Source organism: Thiorhodococcus mannitoliphagus, from assembly GCF_010915725.1.
In the GTDB taxonomy this organism is placed as follows: domain Bacteria; phylum Pseudomonadota; class Gammaproteobacteria; order Chromatiales; family Chromatiaceae; genus Thiorhodococcus; species Thiorhodococcus mannitoliphagus.
In genome coordinates, this window is the sequence record NZ_JAAIJR010000056.1 from 1 (window position 1) to 15,901 (window position 15,901).

A 15,901-nucleotide genomic window follows, 5' to 3' on the forward strand; every position below is an offset into this window, starting at 1 on the left:
CTGCTCCGCTCGCAGGACGGCTTCACGTAACATCCCGTCCCGGATCTTCTGCTTGCGCGCGAAGCGCTCGAACCAAGAAAGCGTCCATCAACAACTTCCCCCCTTTCGCAAAGGGGGGCTAGGGGGGATTTCGGGCGGCATCGCTCGCATCGGGAAACAATTGATGGACACTTTCCAAGCGTTCTTGAAGATCCTCACGTGCTCTTGCACTCCGACGCTGTATCACACTAAGTATTATATCATCGAGTCGAAACAATCACCTCCGCTAAGATCCAGGCGCTCGTCAGCGCCACGGCAGAATGATTGGCAGAGAATCTGACCTGCTATCAGATGCATTGGGTTCGGTAGGATCTTGATGCTGCTAGCTAATCCGGAGCGGATCCGACGATGCTCTAGCGTCCGGTTCCCAGTCGATTCCAGCCGTCGAAGCAGTCGGCGCTCAGTGTCAGCAACGGGTCGTGACTTGTCACCCGCGAAACGAAAGGGAGTTGCCGCTATCAGGATCTATGTGAAGCTTCACATAACAGGATGGTGCGGACGCCGAGTGCGGAAGGCGCGGCGGCCGCATAATGGCACTCCGCGGTCGAACACCGTTGCAAGTCCAACCTCACCCAGGGATCAACAGCGCCGGAGGGGAGGCCGGCGAATTTTAGAAGATCACGATGAAATCGTGTTGAAAACAAGCCGGCTAAGGCAACCGCTCCAGCTCGATGAAGCTCATCGCGAAGGCATTGCGGTCATCGCTCGGACGCAGCTCGCGGCTGACCTCCCGCCAAGCGTCGCGATCCCATTCCGGAAAGTAGGTATCTCCCTCGGCTTGGGTGTGGACCAAGGTGAGATGGAAGCGGGTCGCGAACGGCATCGCCTCGGTGTAGAGTGATGCCCCGCCCACAATCATCAGCTCGCCCTCGCCCGCCGCCTCGGCGATTGCCGCCTCGAGCGAGGACAATACCAAACAGCCCTCGGCGCGAAAGCCTGGATCCCGTGTGAGGACCAGGTGCCGCCGTCGTGGCAGCAATCCCGGCAGAGACTCCCAGGTCTTACGCCCCATGACGATGGACTTATCCAGCGTCAACTGGCGGAAATGCGCAAGATCCGCCGGCAGCCGCCACGGCAGCGCATTGGCGCGGCCGATGACCCCGTTGTCGGCAATGGCCGCGACGACGGACAAGCTCGGCCGCGCTCCGTCCCCGAGAGACTGCTTCTGCACCAACAAGAAGGCGCGGCTCAGGCCGAGTGAGACGCCAGCGTCGACACGACGGAGGGTGCCGACCAAAGACGCTCGAGATTGTAGAAGTCGCGCACCTTGGGAAGCATGACGTGCACGACCACGCCGTTCAGGTCCACGAGAGCCCACTCGCCCTCGGCCAAGCCTTCCGTGCCGAGCGGTACCTCTCCAGCCTCTTTAGAGCGGAAAGCGACGGTCTCGGCAATCGCCTTCACGTGCCGGTCCGAGGTTCCGGATGCTACGATCATGAAATCCGTCACCGCGGTTTTCCCCCGAACGTCCATGACCTCGACATCACGGGCCTTCATATCGGCCAGGGTGTCTAGGACCAACTGACGAAGCTTCTCAAGCTGCATGCGCTCTCCTCTACCATCGAAAGATTAGACGGGCACGGCCACTGGCCGCATCCATAGATCGCCTTGACGCGGAGTCTGCCGTATCAATCTGGAACGACAGATCAAGACCCGCCAACCGTGCTTGACGCGCCGCTCACCACGGGGCCATAGAGCCCTTCACGAGCCATCAACTCCCACACGGCCTCGGGCAAGAGATAGTGAGGGCTGAGTCCGCGGGTCACGAGATCCCGAATACGGGTCGATGAGATCTCCAATTGCGAGACTTGTTGAAACAGAATCCGACCGCCGGGGGCGGACTCAAGCTCCACTGGGCCGTCGCTACCCCGCTCCAGATAGAGCTTGCGCAGCGCGGGGCCAGTCGCCGCATCATGTCCAGGACGACGCATCACCACCAAATGCGCAAGCTCGAGGACCTCAAGCGGCCGATACCAATCAAGGAAGCCATGATAGGCGTCGGCACCGATCATGAGGCACAGCGGGCAGCTAGAGCCAAGATCCCGGCGCAATGACAGCAGCGTATCGTAGGTGTAAGACCCGCCTTCCCGCTGTAACTCCCGAGGATCGGCCACAAAGCCAGGCTGACCCCGAATCGCCGCCTTCAGCATCGCCAAGCGCATTGGCGCGGACGCGATCGGCTGCGGGCGATGAACAGCGACATTGAGCGGCACGAACCTGACCTGCTCCAGCCCGAGCCCTTGAAGGACCTCCAAGGCTGGGCGGAGATGTCCGAAATGGATGGGATCGAAGGTGCCGCCGTAGATGCCGATCATCGGTCGAAGCGAGACCCATCCCGCGCAGAGATCACTAGGCGGGATTGCGGCGAGGGCATCAGTAAGGAAGGCCGCTCGACGGAAATCAGCTCATCGCGGCGGTGGCATGGCGCATCCGTCAACGAAAGCCGCTCGCGCTCAAGCCTCGGAAGTCGTGCTGGGAGCAAAGTCTCCTTGTCCGGTCCGGCAAGCCTTTTGGTATCAATAGTGGAGACGGTAGCAGAATTCTCCGCAATTGTCCCCGCACTTTGACGCCGGCCGAACAGCCGCTCAACAGGACGGAGGCGCGACAATTCCACTGAACTCTAAGGAGACGAGGCCGCATGGCGGTGTCCATGCGGCCTGGCAAGAGGCTGTGCACTTGGGACCACAGAGGCGCCCCAAGGCCCTCGTCCGTCAGTTGTGAGACTTCAGCAGGAGCTTGAGGATCTTGAAGTTGATGATCCAGAAGCGAAAGAACTGCCAGATCATGGATCTACGCATGTATCTGGTGAAACCGGTCGGAACCGGCGGGTAGTAGGCCTGCTGATAGGGCTCTTTATTTTTGACTGCCATCGTCCTCTTCCTCTTATGGTCTTGAATATGGAATCGAATCAATCAGGAAGAATCGACCAACCCGGCCGCAGCTTCGCCTGATAGATGAAGACATGGTGAAGAATGTACTTCATCCAATGGCCAGCAAGCCCGATCTCACCAAAGGTCAGATCCATGTCGCGACCATATTCGGGGTAGGTTTCATAGTCCGGCACCACGGGGAAGACCGTCATGGTCGCAGCAGTCCCCTTGAAGATATCCGATCCCGTCGAAGCGACACAGGCCGCGCCCATCTCCGCCATAGAAGCCGTATGGGTCGGCGCTGAGGCGCCCGCCAGCATGTCGCGAATACTCTCCGCAACGGCCTTACCGATGGTCGCCGAAGGCATGCCCGTGCGCGGCGGCGTGGGACTGATCTGGGTTCCGCTCGGGCTTTTCATCACCTTGCTGATCGGGTGAGGCGGTGCGAACGCGATCCCAACGGCGAACATGTTCTTATACTTGGGCGTTTGGTAGGTCTTGGGCCAATCGTGCTTGCTCCAATCCTCGAACGGCTTGGGATTATAGTCGGCGTCGACCTTCATGAAGCCGTTGGGCGCGAAGACCTCGCTCGTGATGTCATCACCCGCCTTGCTGAAGGCCTTGAGTCCAACGCCGGCAAAAGGCGGGATCAGCATGGAGAAGTCGAACTCCAGCTCGTGCTCTGATCCGTCCAGGAGTTCATAGTGAATCTTGCCGGGCTCGACCTTGCTGACGTGAGCACGGGTAATCCACTCGATGCCACGCTCGACCATGAGCGATTCCGCGAACACCTTGCCGTTGGTCAGATAACCGCCACGCGTGATGTGAACGCCGCCCATGCCGAAGTCGCCGAGTTCGAACTCGTTGCTGATCCAGACAAGCCTGGCCAGGTCGCGCACACCGGCCTCACGGACCGCATGATCGACGTTATAGATGTACTCGAAGGCCGCACCTTGGCAGGTGCACATGCCATGTCCAGTGCCGACGACGAAGGTCTTGCGCTCACCGCGCTTCATCGCCTCGATGCACGCTTGGAGCTTCTCGTTAGCCTCGAGCGCATGCCCCGGCGTACAGACCGACTGGCTGTAGCCGTTCTCTGGCCCGAGACCTGGTGTCGCGCCGAAATTGAGCTTCGGCCCGGTCGCGTTGACGAGGAAGTCGTACTCCAAGTTTGCGGTCTGCCCGGCACGCGCGGAGTCCGTATATTCGACGGTGACGAAGGGCTTCTCAGTGTCCGCACCACCCTCCGGGTTGATCGAGACCGCCCGCGCCTGATGGAAGGCGACGTTGATCTTCTTGTAGACGGGCGCCAGCTCGAAGGTCACTTGAGACTCGGTCATCTCGCCCACGCCGACCCAAATATTGGATGGAACCCAGTTCCATTTGGCGTTGGGCGAGACGACGATCACCTCGTGTTTTTTTCCGATCCATTTGCCCAGGTACCTGGCCACGGTGTGGCCGGAAATGCCTGCGCCAAGAATGACGACTCGTGCCATACAAAAACTCCATATTGGATTGAGCTTTAGATACACACCAACGAGGATCCAGCCCGACCTCGGATTGAATCCCTGCAGTCGATCATTCTTAACAGGGGGACTGACAATTGTCGAGGACCAACCACCCTCGAGTGTGCCTTGTATTAGAGCGCACAACCAGACTCAGGTTCTGATCTCGCCATCCCCCAGCACAACGAACTTGACGGATGTCAGACCCTCGAGCCCCACTGGACCACGGGCGTGGAACTTGTCGGTGCTGATCCCGATCTCAGCGCCCAGCCCATACTCGAATCCATCCGCGAAACGGGTGGACGCGTTGACCATGACGGAACTCGAATCCACCTCTCGCAGGAAGCGCCGGGCGCGCGTGTAGCTCTCGGTGACAATGGATTCGGTGTGACCAGAGCTGTGGGCGGCGATGTGGTCCATGGCCTCGTCCAGACCCTCGACGATCCGGACCGAGAGAATCGGCGCGAGGTATTCCGTGTCCCAGTCCTCAGCGGTCGCCGGGACGGCCTCCGGCAAGAGCCCGCAAGTGCGTGGACAACCGCGCAGCTCGACGCCCTTCTCCGCATAGGCCGCTGCCAACCTGGGCAGGATCTTCTCGGCCACAGCCGCATCCACCAACAGCGTCTCCATGGTGTTGCAGGTCCCGTAGCGCTGCGTCTTGGCGTTGAGCGCAACCTGGAAGGCCTTTTCGAGGTCTGCATCGGCGTCGATGTAGACATGACAGATGCCATCCAGGTGCTTGATGACCGGCACACGCGCGTCGCGACTGATCCGCTCGATCAGGCCCTTGCCCCCGCGCGGGATGATGACGTCGATCGACTCCGGCATGGTGATCATGGCACCGACCGCGGCACGGTCCGTCGTCGCGACCACCTGGACGGCTTCGGCGGGCAGTCCAGCCTCGACCAGACCACGCTGAATGCAGGACGCGATCGCCTGGTTCGAGGCGAGGGCCTCGGACCCGCCACGGAGCAGGGTCGCGTTTCCTGATTTCAGACAGAGCGCAGCGGCATCCGCCGTCACATTGGGACGCGATTCGTAGATGATGCCAACCACACCCAGAGGCACCCGCATGCGCCCGACCTGGATCCCCGAAGGCCGGGCGTTGAGATCGAAGATCGCACCGACCGGGTCTGGCAGCGCCGCGATCTGACGCAGACCCTCGATCATGGCATCGATCCGCCCGGGGGTGAGTTCCAACCGATCCAGCAACGCCGCATCGAGTCCCTTGGCCACGCCAGCTTCGAGGTCGCGCGCATTGGCCTCGGCCAGCTGCGACCGGCCCGCATCCAAGAACTCCGCGATCTTCAGCAAGGCGGCGTTCTTCTCGCCCGTGCTAGCCCGCGCAAGGCGACGTGAGGCCGCGCGCGCCTGTCGTCCAAGATCCGCCATGTAGGCGGCGACATCAGTGATCTTGTTGTCACTCATCTGAAGAACCTGTCAATCTGAGAAACCTGCCAATCTGAAAAAACGCTCGAATCACCGAGGCGCAAGCCCCGCGAAGCAATCCACGGCCTCGATCATCTCTTCGCCCAACAAGGCCGAGGTCGCATGCAGCACGGACGCCTCTGCTCGACGAACAGACCGAAAGCGCCACACCCGGCGTCGATCGTCGAAATCACCGGTGGACAAGCGAGCGCCAAGTCCAGTGAATCCCGCTCCGGAAATGGCGGACTGCGCCAAGCTCACTAGCCTGCCGCCGCGCCTCTCCGGGCTGGCGGAGGCGGCGCACCCGTGCACAGGCAATCCGCAATCACGGCCAATTGGTGCCACGGATCTTGGCGAGACAGACCCTTGATGGTCAGATCGACCTCGGCGCACTGCTGAAGCAGCCGCCGCAAAGTGCTCAAAGGCAGTCGGCGCAGCGCCGTCTCGATGCCCTGTTGTCGCATCTTGGGAACCCTGTGGCTGGCGAAGACCTGACTCAGCGAGGCCCGGCGCGCAGCCGCACCAGCGGCATCCGCCAACATTCGAATCTCGCGCGCAAGGACCCAGAGGACCAAGACGTCTGCCGTGCCCTCACCGCGAAGGACGGAGAGCACGCGGTGCGCGCGGGCGCGATCACCGCAGACCGCCGCATCGGTCAAGGCGAAGAGATCGAAACGAGCACTATCGGCCAAATTACCCAAGAGATCATCAAGCCGCAGCGGGCCGGGCTCATGCAGCAGCCTGAGCTTCTCGACCTCTTGCACGCCGGCGAGGAGATTACCCTCCGCCCGCTCGGCGAGCATGGCCGCAACACCCGACTCGGGCGCAAAGCCAGCCGCCTTGAGCCGCTGGTCGAGCCAGGCTGTTAGCTCCCGCTCCCTGAGCGGCCACACTTGAAGCAGCGCGCCGACGGCCTCGACACGCTTGGCCCACTTGGTGGTGAGGTCCTTGCGCTCGAGCCCCGGCGCGAGAATCATCAAGAGGTTGTCGGAGCAAGGGCGCTCGCAATACTCACAAATGGCCTCGCTGCCCTCCTTGCCGATCTTCCCATTGCCGATGCGTAGCTCGATCAGCTTGCGCTCCGAAAACAACGACATCGACTCGGCGGCGGCCGTTAGCAAGCCCCAGTCGAAGTTGGCCTCGGCATCGAGCACCTCACGCTCGTCGAAACCCTCGCGCTTCCCCTTCTCACGAATCAGACGGGCGGCCTCCCCGAACTGGAAGGGCTCGTCCCCACAAAGCAAGTAGAGGGGCGCAACACCGGACTTGAGGTGGCCGGAAAGCTGATTGAAGCGCACTTGCATCGATAGAGACCTCAGTGGAGCCCTTGAGTCGACCAGGATAAAGGCTTACTGACCACCATCGCCCCCGACCGGGACCAAGACCGCGCGCAGACGCATGAGAATGCGATCGGCCGCATCCGTTGCGAAGTCCTCGTAGATCATCTCTTCCTCGAGCTGCTTCCCGAGGACCTCGACGTCTGCGTTATCGAAATTGCGCAAGAGATCCATGGTCTGTGGCGGCACGCGTTGCTGACCGCTCGCGTCCAAGGCATCGAAACGGACGACGTAATGGAGTTCGTACGCCAGGGTCTTGCCGTTCGCGTCCACCGCCGCGACGCGCGATGAGCGCTGCTCGGAGAGGATTCGCAGGATCAGCCTAGCTTCGCTTCGGTCCTCGGTCAGCCGCACCTTGCTACCAACCAGCAAGTCCTTGATCGCCAAGCGCACGAGCGAGTCGCTAGCGCTCTGGACATAGAGCGGATTGTATTCCGCCGGAACCTCGACGCTCCCCCGCAGCTGGAAGCCGCAGCCGGCGCAGAGCAGGAGCAGCCCGACAAGCAGCGCGCTGAGCCAAGCCTCGCGGCGCGTGAAATGGCCCGAGAGCGGGAGTCCCGGCGTCCAGACAGGGGCATCAGAGAAACAAGGACTCACCGGCCCCCTCCAGATATCTCACTAGCGTCAAAGGCCGCAAACGGCGTGCAGCCACGGCTCCATCGCCGTCCGACCACCGCGCTAGCAGCCTTCGCAAGCGGCCGAGCTTGGCGCATGCGCATTGCGCTGCGCATCTCGCTCAAGCAGCTGAAACGACGATGTTCAGCAGCTTCTTCGGCACCAAAATGACCTTGCGAATAGTGCCATCGCCGACGAACTTGCTGATCTGCTCGTTGGCCAGCGCGGCGGCCTGCACGGCGTCCTTATCGGCATCGACAGGCACCTTGACGCTGCCTCGCACCTTGCCGTTGACCTGCACCACGTACTCGAGATTGTCCTGCTTGAGCGCGGAGGCATCGACCTGCGGCCAGGAGGACTGCAGGATGTCCTCGCCCAGCCCAAGCTCCAGCCAGAGATGGTGGGTCACGTGCGGCGCAATGGGCGCGAGCAAGCGCAGCACGATGCTCACGCCTTCACGCAGCAGCGGAGCGCGCGCGGGGGAATCCTCCAGCTTGTAGAGCACGTTGACCATACTCATGCAGGCGGAGACCACGGTGTTGAACTGCTGGCGCTCATAGTCGAACAGGGCCTTCTTGAGCGCGCCATGGATCTCACGACGCGCCGCTTGGGCGGACTCGTCCAGATCGACAGGGTCGCCCGCGGCGCGCATCAGCTCGGCCTCACCGACAGCCAAGGCCCAGAGTCGCTTGATGAAGCGGAAGGCACCCTCGACGCCCTCGTCATTCCACTCGAGCGACTGATCTGGCGGCGAGGTGAACATGGTGTAGAGCCGCACCGTATCGGCGCCATAACGCTCGGTCAAGGTCTGCGGATCGACGCCATTGTTCTTCGACTTGGACATCTTCTCGATGCCACCGAAGTACACCGGCTGGCCATCCGCCTTGAGCGTCGCACCAATGATTTTCCCCTTCTCGTCGCGCTGCACCTCGACGTCGGCGGGATTGAACCACTGCTTGCGGCCATCCGCCTCATCGCGATACCAAGTCTCGGCGATCACCATGCCCTGGGTCAGCAGCCGGGCGAAGGGCTCGTCGCAGTCGACCAGACCCTCATCGCGCATCAGCTTGTGGAAGAAGCGGGCATAGAGCAGATGCAGCACGGCGTGCTCGATGCCGCCGACATACTGATCGACCGGCAGCCAGTACTTGGCCCGCTCGTCGAGCATGGCGGTGTCGCAGTCGGCCGAGCAATAGCGGGCGTAGTACCAGCTCGACTCGAAGAAGGTATCGAACGTATCCGTCTCGCGCGCCTCGCCATTCGGCAGCTCGAAAAACGCCGGCATGCGCTTCAGCGGCGAGCCCGAACCGTCGACCACAACGTCATCCGGCAGTCGCACCGGCAGATGGGTCTCGGCCCTGACATCGCCGTCGGCGGTCTGCACGACAGGCAGCGGGCAGCCCCAGTAGCGTTGACGCGAGACGCCCCAGTCGCGTAGACGGAAGTTGACGGTCTTGGAGCCCTTGCCGCGCTCCGACAGCCAGTTGGCGATGGCGTCGAGCGCCTGATCGAAGTCCAGACCATCGAAAGGGCCCGAATCGAAAAGCACTCCCCGCTGTTCGAACCGTTCATCCCATTTGTCAAATTGAAGCGGATCCAACGCAGGCTCGCCGCTCACACCCAGAGCCGGTGATTCGCCTGCGATTGGACGATCACCTATAGCGTCGTTGCTGACAATGAGCTTGTAGATCTGTCTTCCCTGCCATTCAGGCGGGACGATGACCGGCTTAATCGGTATGTTGTACTTCTTGGCGAAATCAAAATCTCGATGGTCGTGCGCGGGCACGGCCATGACCGCACCCGTGCCATAGCCCATGAGCACGAAGTTGGCGGCGAAGATGGGCACGGGCTCGCCCGTAATCGGATGAATGGCATCGATGCCGAGCCGATGCCCCTTCTTCTCCATGGTCTCGATCTCGGCCTCGGAGGTCCCGCCCTGGCGGCACTCCTCGATGAAGGCTGTCAGCTCGGAATTGTTCTCGGCAGCGCGATGCGCCAGCGGGTGCTCGGCGGCGACGGCGACATAGGTCACGCCCATGACGGTGTCGGGGCGCGTTGTGTAGATCCCCAAAACCTCGTCGGAGCCCTGGATGCCGAAGTCCATGTGGACGCCCTCGGAGCGCCCGATCCAGTTGCGCTGCATGGTGCGCACGCGCTCCGGCCAGCCATCCAGACCATCGAGCGCATCCAGCAGCTCCTGCGCATAGTCGGTGATGCGCACGAACCACTGCTCGATCTCGCGCTTCTCGACGGCCGCGCCGGAGCGCCAGCCCTTGCCATCGATGACCTGCTCGTTCGCCAGCACCGTCTGGTCGACCGGATCCCAGTTGACCGTGGCCCTCGAACGGTAGGCCAGCCCCTTGGCCATCAGGCGGGTGAAGAGCCATTGCTCCCAGCGGTAGTAGTCCGGGTCGCAGGTCGCCAGCTCACGGTCCCAGTCGTAGCCGAAGCCCAACTGCTTGAGCTGGCCCTTCATGTAGGCGACGTTGGACTTGGTCCATTGCGACGGCGGGATACCGTGCTGGATGGCAGCGTTCTCCGCCGGCAGACCAAAGGCGTCCCAGCCCATGGGCTGAAGCACATTCTTGCCGAGCATCCGCTGATGGCGCGCGATCACGTCCCCAATGGTGTAGTTGCGCACATGCCCCATGTGCAGCCGACCAGAGGGATAGGGAAACATCGACAGGCAGTAGAACTTCTCCCGCGAGGCGTCCTCGACGGCCTTGAAGGATTGGTTGTCTTCCCAATAGCGCTGGGCCGCCGCCTCGACGGCGCGCGGATCATAGTCGGTCTGCATGGAGTTTTGGTCTTAAGTCGAAAGGGATTGAAACTAATCCCTATTAGGATAGCGCAGAGCGCCAAGACTCCGCGACCGCTAGCCAGCACTCATGCGGAGGTGGCACTATCCGGCCATGGGAAGACGCTGACGCATCGCGCCTCAGGGGCAGGACGAGCAGGCCCCACCGTTTGCTGACGGCCGGAGTGCTTCAGATTGGCGCGGGTCGGCCACCGCGTCTTCGAGCCACAAGCGGATTGAAGGTCGGGACGATCTCGATTCAAGGTCCCCCAAGGTGCTCGCCGATCCATAGGCAACCGCATCCCATAGGCAACCGCATCCACACCACTGCGGCTTGGCTCAATCAGTTGAGGGCGCTGGCCCGAGGTACGCAATGAGCGAAGAAAGCAAGAAAGACTCAACCGACAGGAAAGACCCGACCGACAAGCTCGTGCAGGCCTACGAGCAGATGCTCAAGCAAACGCATGAGACCATCGAGACGGCACAGAAGGAATCCGTGCCTAAGTTTCGCGAGATGCTGGAGACGGCCCGTGACAATATGGTCGAGCTGGGGGAGCTGACACGCGAGGAGGCCGACAAGGTCTCCGAGTTCATCAAGCGTGACATCGAGGACGCGGCCAACTACATCGCCGACACCGGCCAGGAGCTGCGCGACTGGTGGCGCTTCGATCTCCAACTGGTCGAGCAGCGCATGATGGACGCCTTCACCCGCGTCGCGGACCAGACCAGCCTTCAGCTCGCCCAGTGGGCCGAGACGGCACGCCAGATGAGCCTCTATCAGGCCGGCGAGATCACGGGCCCGGGCACCCTCGTCTGCGACCGCTGCGGCGCCGAGACACACTTCGTCAAGGCCGGTCGCATCCCGCCTTGCGCGGATTGCGGCGGCAGCAGCTTCCGCAGACGCCGCGACGAGGATGCCAAGTCGAACTAGGAGCCTGTCCGACTTAGGATGAATCGGCTGCGGAATCGGGAGAACGGTCCCTTTCGCCCCGCTTTTTCGTTACATAGAACCACTATGCGCCTCAAAACCGGAACGAAATGGCCTCGCTCTCCCACTTCCTCGCTTCGATCCCCCTAAGTCGGACAGGCTCCTAGGAAGCCGCCGCGTCTCAGGCGTTTGCTGCCTCGCCGGGGTGCCCTGCCCTTTCCAGGCACCCCCAAGACTGAAAGCCGGAGCAAGCGGGAAAGCGCCTTCTTCCATCAGGTGCCGGGCGAATGCTCGCAGGCATTTGACCAGGCGGCTGCGTCGGCGCGATGCGGCAAACAACCAAGCATCGCCCAGAGATCCGACTGGCAATCGCCCTGCGCGGCCCTTATAGTTCCAGCCTCGCGTCATGTCCTGCGGGAGAGACCGGCCACAGGCCGGCGCCGAAGGCGCAACACCGCCCGGAATCGCTCAGGCAAAGGGACCGCAGGAATAACGACCGACTCTGGAGAGCGGTAGCGCCAAACCATTGGGTCGCTACCCACCGACGGGGCAGTACGCGTGGCCAAGCGGCCTCGCCTACAAACTCTCAGGTCTAGGACAGAGGGGCGACAGCACGAAGCCATTGGCTTCGGCTGTTGTCTTGCTGCCCTGGCCAAACAGTCGGTGCAGCTTGCTCAGGTCCACCCAAGACCAGATCCAACGGAGAGTCGGATGGGATTGCGAACCCCCCTATATTCAGAGCATGAGCGTCTCGGCGCCCGCATCGTGCCCTTCGGTGGCTGGGACATGCCGCTTCACTACGGCTCCCAGCTCGACGAGCACCATGCCGTGCGCCGCGCCGCCGGCATGTTCGACGTCTCCCACATGCAGCCCGTCGACATCCAGGGAGCGGACGCCACGTCTTTCCTGCGCCATCTGCTCGCCAACGACGTCGCCAAGCTGAAGGAGCCCGGCAAGGCGCTCTATAGCTGCATGCTCAACCAGGCTGGCGGCGTGGTCGACGACCTCATCGTCTATGCGCGTGAGCCAGGTCGCTACCGCGCCGTCGTCAATGCCGCGACCGCAGATAAGGATATCGCCTGGATGCAGCGCCACGCCGATGGCTTCGCGGTACAGATCGACCGCCGCTCCGATCTCGCCATGATCGCCGTGCAGGGCCCAGAGGCGCGTGACAAGGCCATGGCCGGCTTGCCCGCCGATCTGCGCGCCCCGGCCGCCCAGCTCAAGCCCTTTTTCGCCACCGAGGCCGCAGACTGGTTCGTCGGCCGCACCGGCTATACGGGCGAGGACGGCTTCGAGATCATGCTGCCCGCCGAGGCCGCAGCCCCGCTCTGGCGTTCGCTCCTTGACGCCGGAGTCCAGCCCTGCGGTCTCGGCGCGCGCGATACCCTGCGCCTTGAAGCGGGCATGAACCTCTACGGCCAGGACATGGACGAAGCCATCGGCCCGCTCGAATCCGGTCTCGGCTGGACCCTCGCCTGGGAGCCGGCCGAGCGCGATTTCATCGGGCGCGACGCCCTGACGCGCCTGCGCGACTCAGCCGATCGGCGCAGTTTCATCGGTCTAATCCTTGCCGGCCGCGGCATCATCCGCAACCATCAAAAGGTCCTGTCAGAGGGGCGAGAGGTGGGTGAGATCACATCGGGCGGGTTCTCGCCGACCCTGGAGCGGTCGATCGCTTTGGCGCGCGTCGAGCCAGGAATCGGGGACCACTGCGACGTCGAGATTCGCGGCAAGGCCGTCGCTGCGCGCGTCGTCCAGCCGCCCTTCGTGCGACACGGCAAGGCACGCGTCGCACTCTGAGGCCAAAAGCTACCCTGAGACCAAGCTGCCGAGTCGCGCTGAGAGCGGTACGCTGACTTACAATCCTGGCGGCGCCGGTCGCAGCGATACAGCCAAGCCGAGCCGCATCGAAACAGCCAAAGATCCGAAGGGATCGAGATGGAGGAATCATCATGAGCGAAGTGCCTGCTGATCTGAGATATACCAAGACCCACGAGTGGGTCAAAGACAATGGCGACGGCACCCTGACCGTCGGTATCAGCGACCATGCGCAGGAAGCCCTGGGCGACATCGTCTTCGTCGAGGCCCCGGAGGCCGGACGCACGCTCGAGGCCGACGAGGCCTGCGCCGTGGTCGAGTCGGTCAAGGCGGCCTCGGATATCTACGCGCCTCTCGCCGGAGAAGTCGTGGAAGCGAACGCGGTCCTCGCAGACGCACCCGAGACCATCAACACCAGTCCCTACGAAGACGGCTGGATCTTCCGGATCGTCCCGGCGGACCCCGCCGCCTTCACCACGCTGCTGGACGCCGCCACCTACGAGCAGGCCGTCGAGGACGAGGAAGACTGACCTCCCCGCAGACCGGCTGAACACAACGCGAGGGTCCGCGCCCCGCGGACCCCGGAAATCGATTTATGCCTTTCGTACCCCACACCCAAGACGACATCGCCGCGATGCTGGCCGCGATCGGTGCGCCTTCCATCGACGCACTCTTCGACGAGATCCCCGAGGCATTGCGCATCGGAGAGCTGGACGCCATTCCCGCCGGCATGTCGGAAATGGACGTCACCCGCCTGATGCACAAGCGCGCCAACACCGATGGGCAGCCGCTCTGCTTCATCGGCGCCGGCGCCTATGACCACCACGTTCCTGCAGCCGTCTGGCAGATCGCGACCCGCGGCGAATTCTACAGCGCCTACACCCCGTACCAGGCCGAGGCCAGTCAGGGCACCCTGCAGCTGCTCTACGAATTCCAATCGATGATGACGGCGCTGACCGGGCTGGACGCCTCGAACGCCTCGCTATACGACGGGGCCTCCGCACTGGCGGAGGCGATCCTCATGGCCGTGCGCGCCAACCGCAAGGTCAAGTCGACCAAGGTGCTGCTGCCGCGCACCCTGCATCCCGCTTACCGGCGTGCGGTGCGGAGCATCGTCGAGCCCCAGGGGATCGAGCTGATCGAAGCGCCCTTCGATCCCGAGACCGGGCAGACCCATCCCGCACAGCTCGAGGCCGCGGCTGGTAACGCTGAGCTTGCTGCGGTCGTCATCAATCAGCCCAACTTTTTCGGCGTCTTGGAAGACGTCGACGCCCTGACCGATTGGGCCCATGCGCGCAACGCGCTCGCCCTCGCCGTGGTCAACCCCGTCGCCCTCGCGCTCTTGTCGCCGCCTGGGGAATGGGGTGACACGGGGGCGGACATCGCCTGCGGCGAGGCCCAGCCGCTCGGGATGCCGCTGTCCTCGGGTGGACCCTATGCCGGATTCCTCTGCTGTAAGATGGCGCTGGTCAGACAGCTCCCTGGGCGCATCGCCGGACGCACCGTCGATCTAGACGGAAAACCCGGGTTCACGCTCACACTGCAGGCACGCGAGCAGCATATTCGGCGCGGCAAGGCGACATCCAACATTTGCACCAACCAGGGATTGCTCGTGACGGCAGCAACCATCCACATGGCACTCCTGGGTGCGGCGGGGCTGGAGCGGGTCGCCGCCGCCTGCCACAACAACACGCGCGCGCTGAGCGAGATGCTCTGCGCGATCCCTGGAGTCGAGCCGCTGTTCTCGAGCCCGATCTTCCACGAGCAGGCACTGCGACTGCCGACGCCCGCGGCCAACCTGCTAGGCGCGCTCGCGGCAGAGAATCTCCTGGGCGGCTTCGACCTCGCCGCGGATTACCCCGAGCTGGGATCCGCCATCCTAGTCTGCGCCACGGAGATGCGCACCGAAGAGGAGATGCAGGGCTACCGGGACAAGCTCGCCCGCATCGTCGCAACCGTTGATCGAGCCGCGTAAAGACGCAAAATGCAGGCCCCTTCACCAAACGACCGGAGACCATCCATGGCTACAACCGCACTCAAAGGTAACCCTGTCGCCCTCAGTGGCGATCTACCAGCCGTCGGCGCCGCCGCCCCAGACTTCAAGCTCGTCGACAAGGATCTTGCCGACAAGACATTGGCGGACTTCGCCGGCAAGAAGAAGCTGCTCAACATCGTCCCCAGCTTGGATACACCCGTCTGCGCGACCTCGACCAAGAAGTTCAATGAGGCCATCGCAGGCAAGGGCGATGCCGTCGCGCTGGTCATTTCAGCGGATCTGCCCTTCGCGATGGGCCGCTTCTGCGGCGCCGAGGGCATCGACAACGTCATCGGCCTGTCGATGATGCGCTCGCGCAACTTCGCCAAGGACTATGGGGTTCTGATGGAGGACGGACCGCTCGCCGGAATCACCGCCCGTGCGGTCGTCGTCTTGGACGCCGACAACAAGGTGGTCTACACCCAGCTCGTCCCCGAGATCACCGAAGAGCCCAACTACGAGGCCGCCCTCGCCGCGCTCTGAGACCTAGCCCCCCGAGCCCGACCGGAGCCTCGGCCCGGTCGGG

At 63.0% G+C, this 15,901-nt stretch carries 14 protein-coding genes and 1 riboswitch; of the genes, 5 read left to right on the forward strand and 9 right to left on the reverse strand.

Features of this window, described 5'->3' with window-relative positions; translation table 11 throughout:
- Positions 1–688: 688 nt before the first annotated feature.
- The 9 genes from G3480_RS14240 to leuS all read right to left on the reverse strand — a co-directional run bounded on the left by G3480_RS14240 (position 689) and on the right by leuS (position 10,591).
- Positions 689–1,210, reverse strand: coding sequence for a dihydrofolate reductase (locus tag G3480_RS14240; protein ID WP_164654584.1), 522 nt, complete (start codon positions 1,208–1,210; stop codon positions 689–691).
- A gap of 17 nt (positions 1,211–1,227) precedes the next feature.
- Positions 1,228–1,584, reverse strand: a complete 357-nt coding sequence (gene rsfS / locus G3480_RS14245) for a ribosome silencing factor (RefSeq protein ID WP_164654559.1) — start codon at positions 1,582–1,584, stop codon at positions 1,228–1,230.
- 101 nt (positions 1,585–1,685) lie between these two features.
- Positions 1,686–2,354 carry a nicotinate-nucleotide adenylyltransferase gene (gene nadD, locus G3480_RS14250; RefSeq protein ID WP_164654560.1) on the reverse strand — a complete coding sequence of 223 codons (669 nt, stop codon included), beginning with the start codon at positions 2,352–2,354 and terminating at the stop codon, positions 1,686–1,688.
- Between the two features lie 396 nt (positions 2,355–2,750).
- Positions 2,751–2,909: a hypothetical protein gene (locus G3480_RS27660; RefSeq protein WP_167752470.1), complete on the reverse strand. Its 159-nt coding sequence runs from the start codon at positions 2,907–2,909 to the stop codon at positions 2,751–2,753.
- A 38-nt stretch (positions 2,910–2,947) separates the two neighbouring features.
- A complete protein-coding gene (locus G3480_RS14255; RefSeq protein ID WP_164654561.1) occupies positions 2,948–4,405 on the reverse strand; it encodes an NAD(P)/FAD-dependent oxidoreductase in 1,458 nt (485 codons plus the stop codon).
- Positions 4,406–4,567: 162 nt separating this feature from the next.
- On the reverse strand, positions 4,568–5,842 hold the full coding sequence (locus tag G3480_RS14260) for a glutamate-5-semialdehyde dehydrogenase (protein WP_164654562.1): 1,275 nt from the start codon (positions 5,840–5,842) through the stop codon (positions 4,568–4,570).
- 260 nt (positions 5,843–6,102) lie between these two features.
- Positions 6,103–7,146, reverse strand: a complete 1,044-nt coding sequence (holA, locus tag G3480_RS14265; RefSeq protein ID WP_164654563.1) for a DNA polymerase III subunit delta — start codon at positions 7,144–7,146, stop codon at positions 6,103–6,105.
- A 45-nt stretch (positions 7,147–7,191) separates the two neighbouring features.
- Positions 7,192–7,776, reverse strand: a complete 585-nt coding sequence (locus G3480_RS14270; RefSeq protein ID WP_338114141.1) for an LPS-assembly lipoprotein LptE — start codon at positions 7,774–7,776, stop codon at positions 7,192–7,194.
- A 139-nt stretch (positions 7,777–7,915) separates the two neighbouring features.
- Complete coding sequence (gene leuS / locus G3480_RS14275) at positions 7,916–10,591, reverse strand: leucine--tRNA ligase (RefSeq protein ID WP_164654564.1); 2,676 nt, start codon at positions 10,589–10,591, stop codon at positions 7,916–7,918.
- Between the two features lie 373 nt (positions 10,592–10,964).
- Between leuS and G3480_RS14280 the strand changes: the two genes are divergently transcribed.
- The 5 genes from G3480_RS14280 to tpx all read left to right on the forward strand — a co-directional run bounded on the left by G3480_RS14280 (position 10,965) and on the right by tpx (position 15,858).
- Complete coding sequence (locus tag G3480_RS14280; RefSeq protein WP_164654565.1) at positions 10,965–11,522, forward strand: zinc ribbon-containing protein; 558 nt, start codon at positions 10,965–10,967, stop codon at positions 11,520–11,522.
- Positions 11,523–11,923: 401 nt separating this feature from the next.
- Positions 11,924–12,013: riboswitch (glycine riboswitch) on the forward strand.
- A gap of 217 nt (positions 12,014–12,230) precedes the next feature.
- A complete protein-coding gene (gene gcvT, locus G3480_RS14285) occupies positions 12,231–13,322 on the forward strand; it encodes a glycine cleavage system aminomethyltransferase GcvT (RefSeq protein WP_164654566.1) in 1,092 nt (363 codons plus the stop codon).
- A 152-nt stretch (positions 13,323–13,474) separates the two neighbouring features.
- Positions 13,475–13,870, forward strand: coding sequence for a glycine cleavage system protein GcvH (gcvH, locus tag G3480_RS14290; RefSeq protein ID WP_164654567.1), 396 nt, complete (start codon positions 13,475–13,477; stop codon positions 13,868–13,870).
- A 65-nt stretch (positions 13,871–13,935) separates the two neighbouring features.
- Entirely contained in the window at positions 13,936–15,315 is a 1,380-nt protein-coding gene (gcvPA, locus tag G3480_RS14295) for an aminomethyl-transferring glycine dehydrogenase subunit GcvPA (RefSeq protein ID WP_164654568.1), read from the forward strand.
- Between the two features lie 45 nt (positions 15,316–15,360).
- Positions 15,361–15,858: a thiol peroxidase gene (tpx, locus tag G3480_RS14300; RefSeq protein ID WP_164654569.1), complete on the forward strand. Its 498-nt coding sequence runs from the start codon at positions 15,361–15,363 to the stop codon at positions 15,856–15,858.
- Positions 15,859–15,901: the final 43 nt, after the last annotated feature.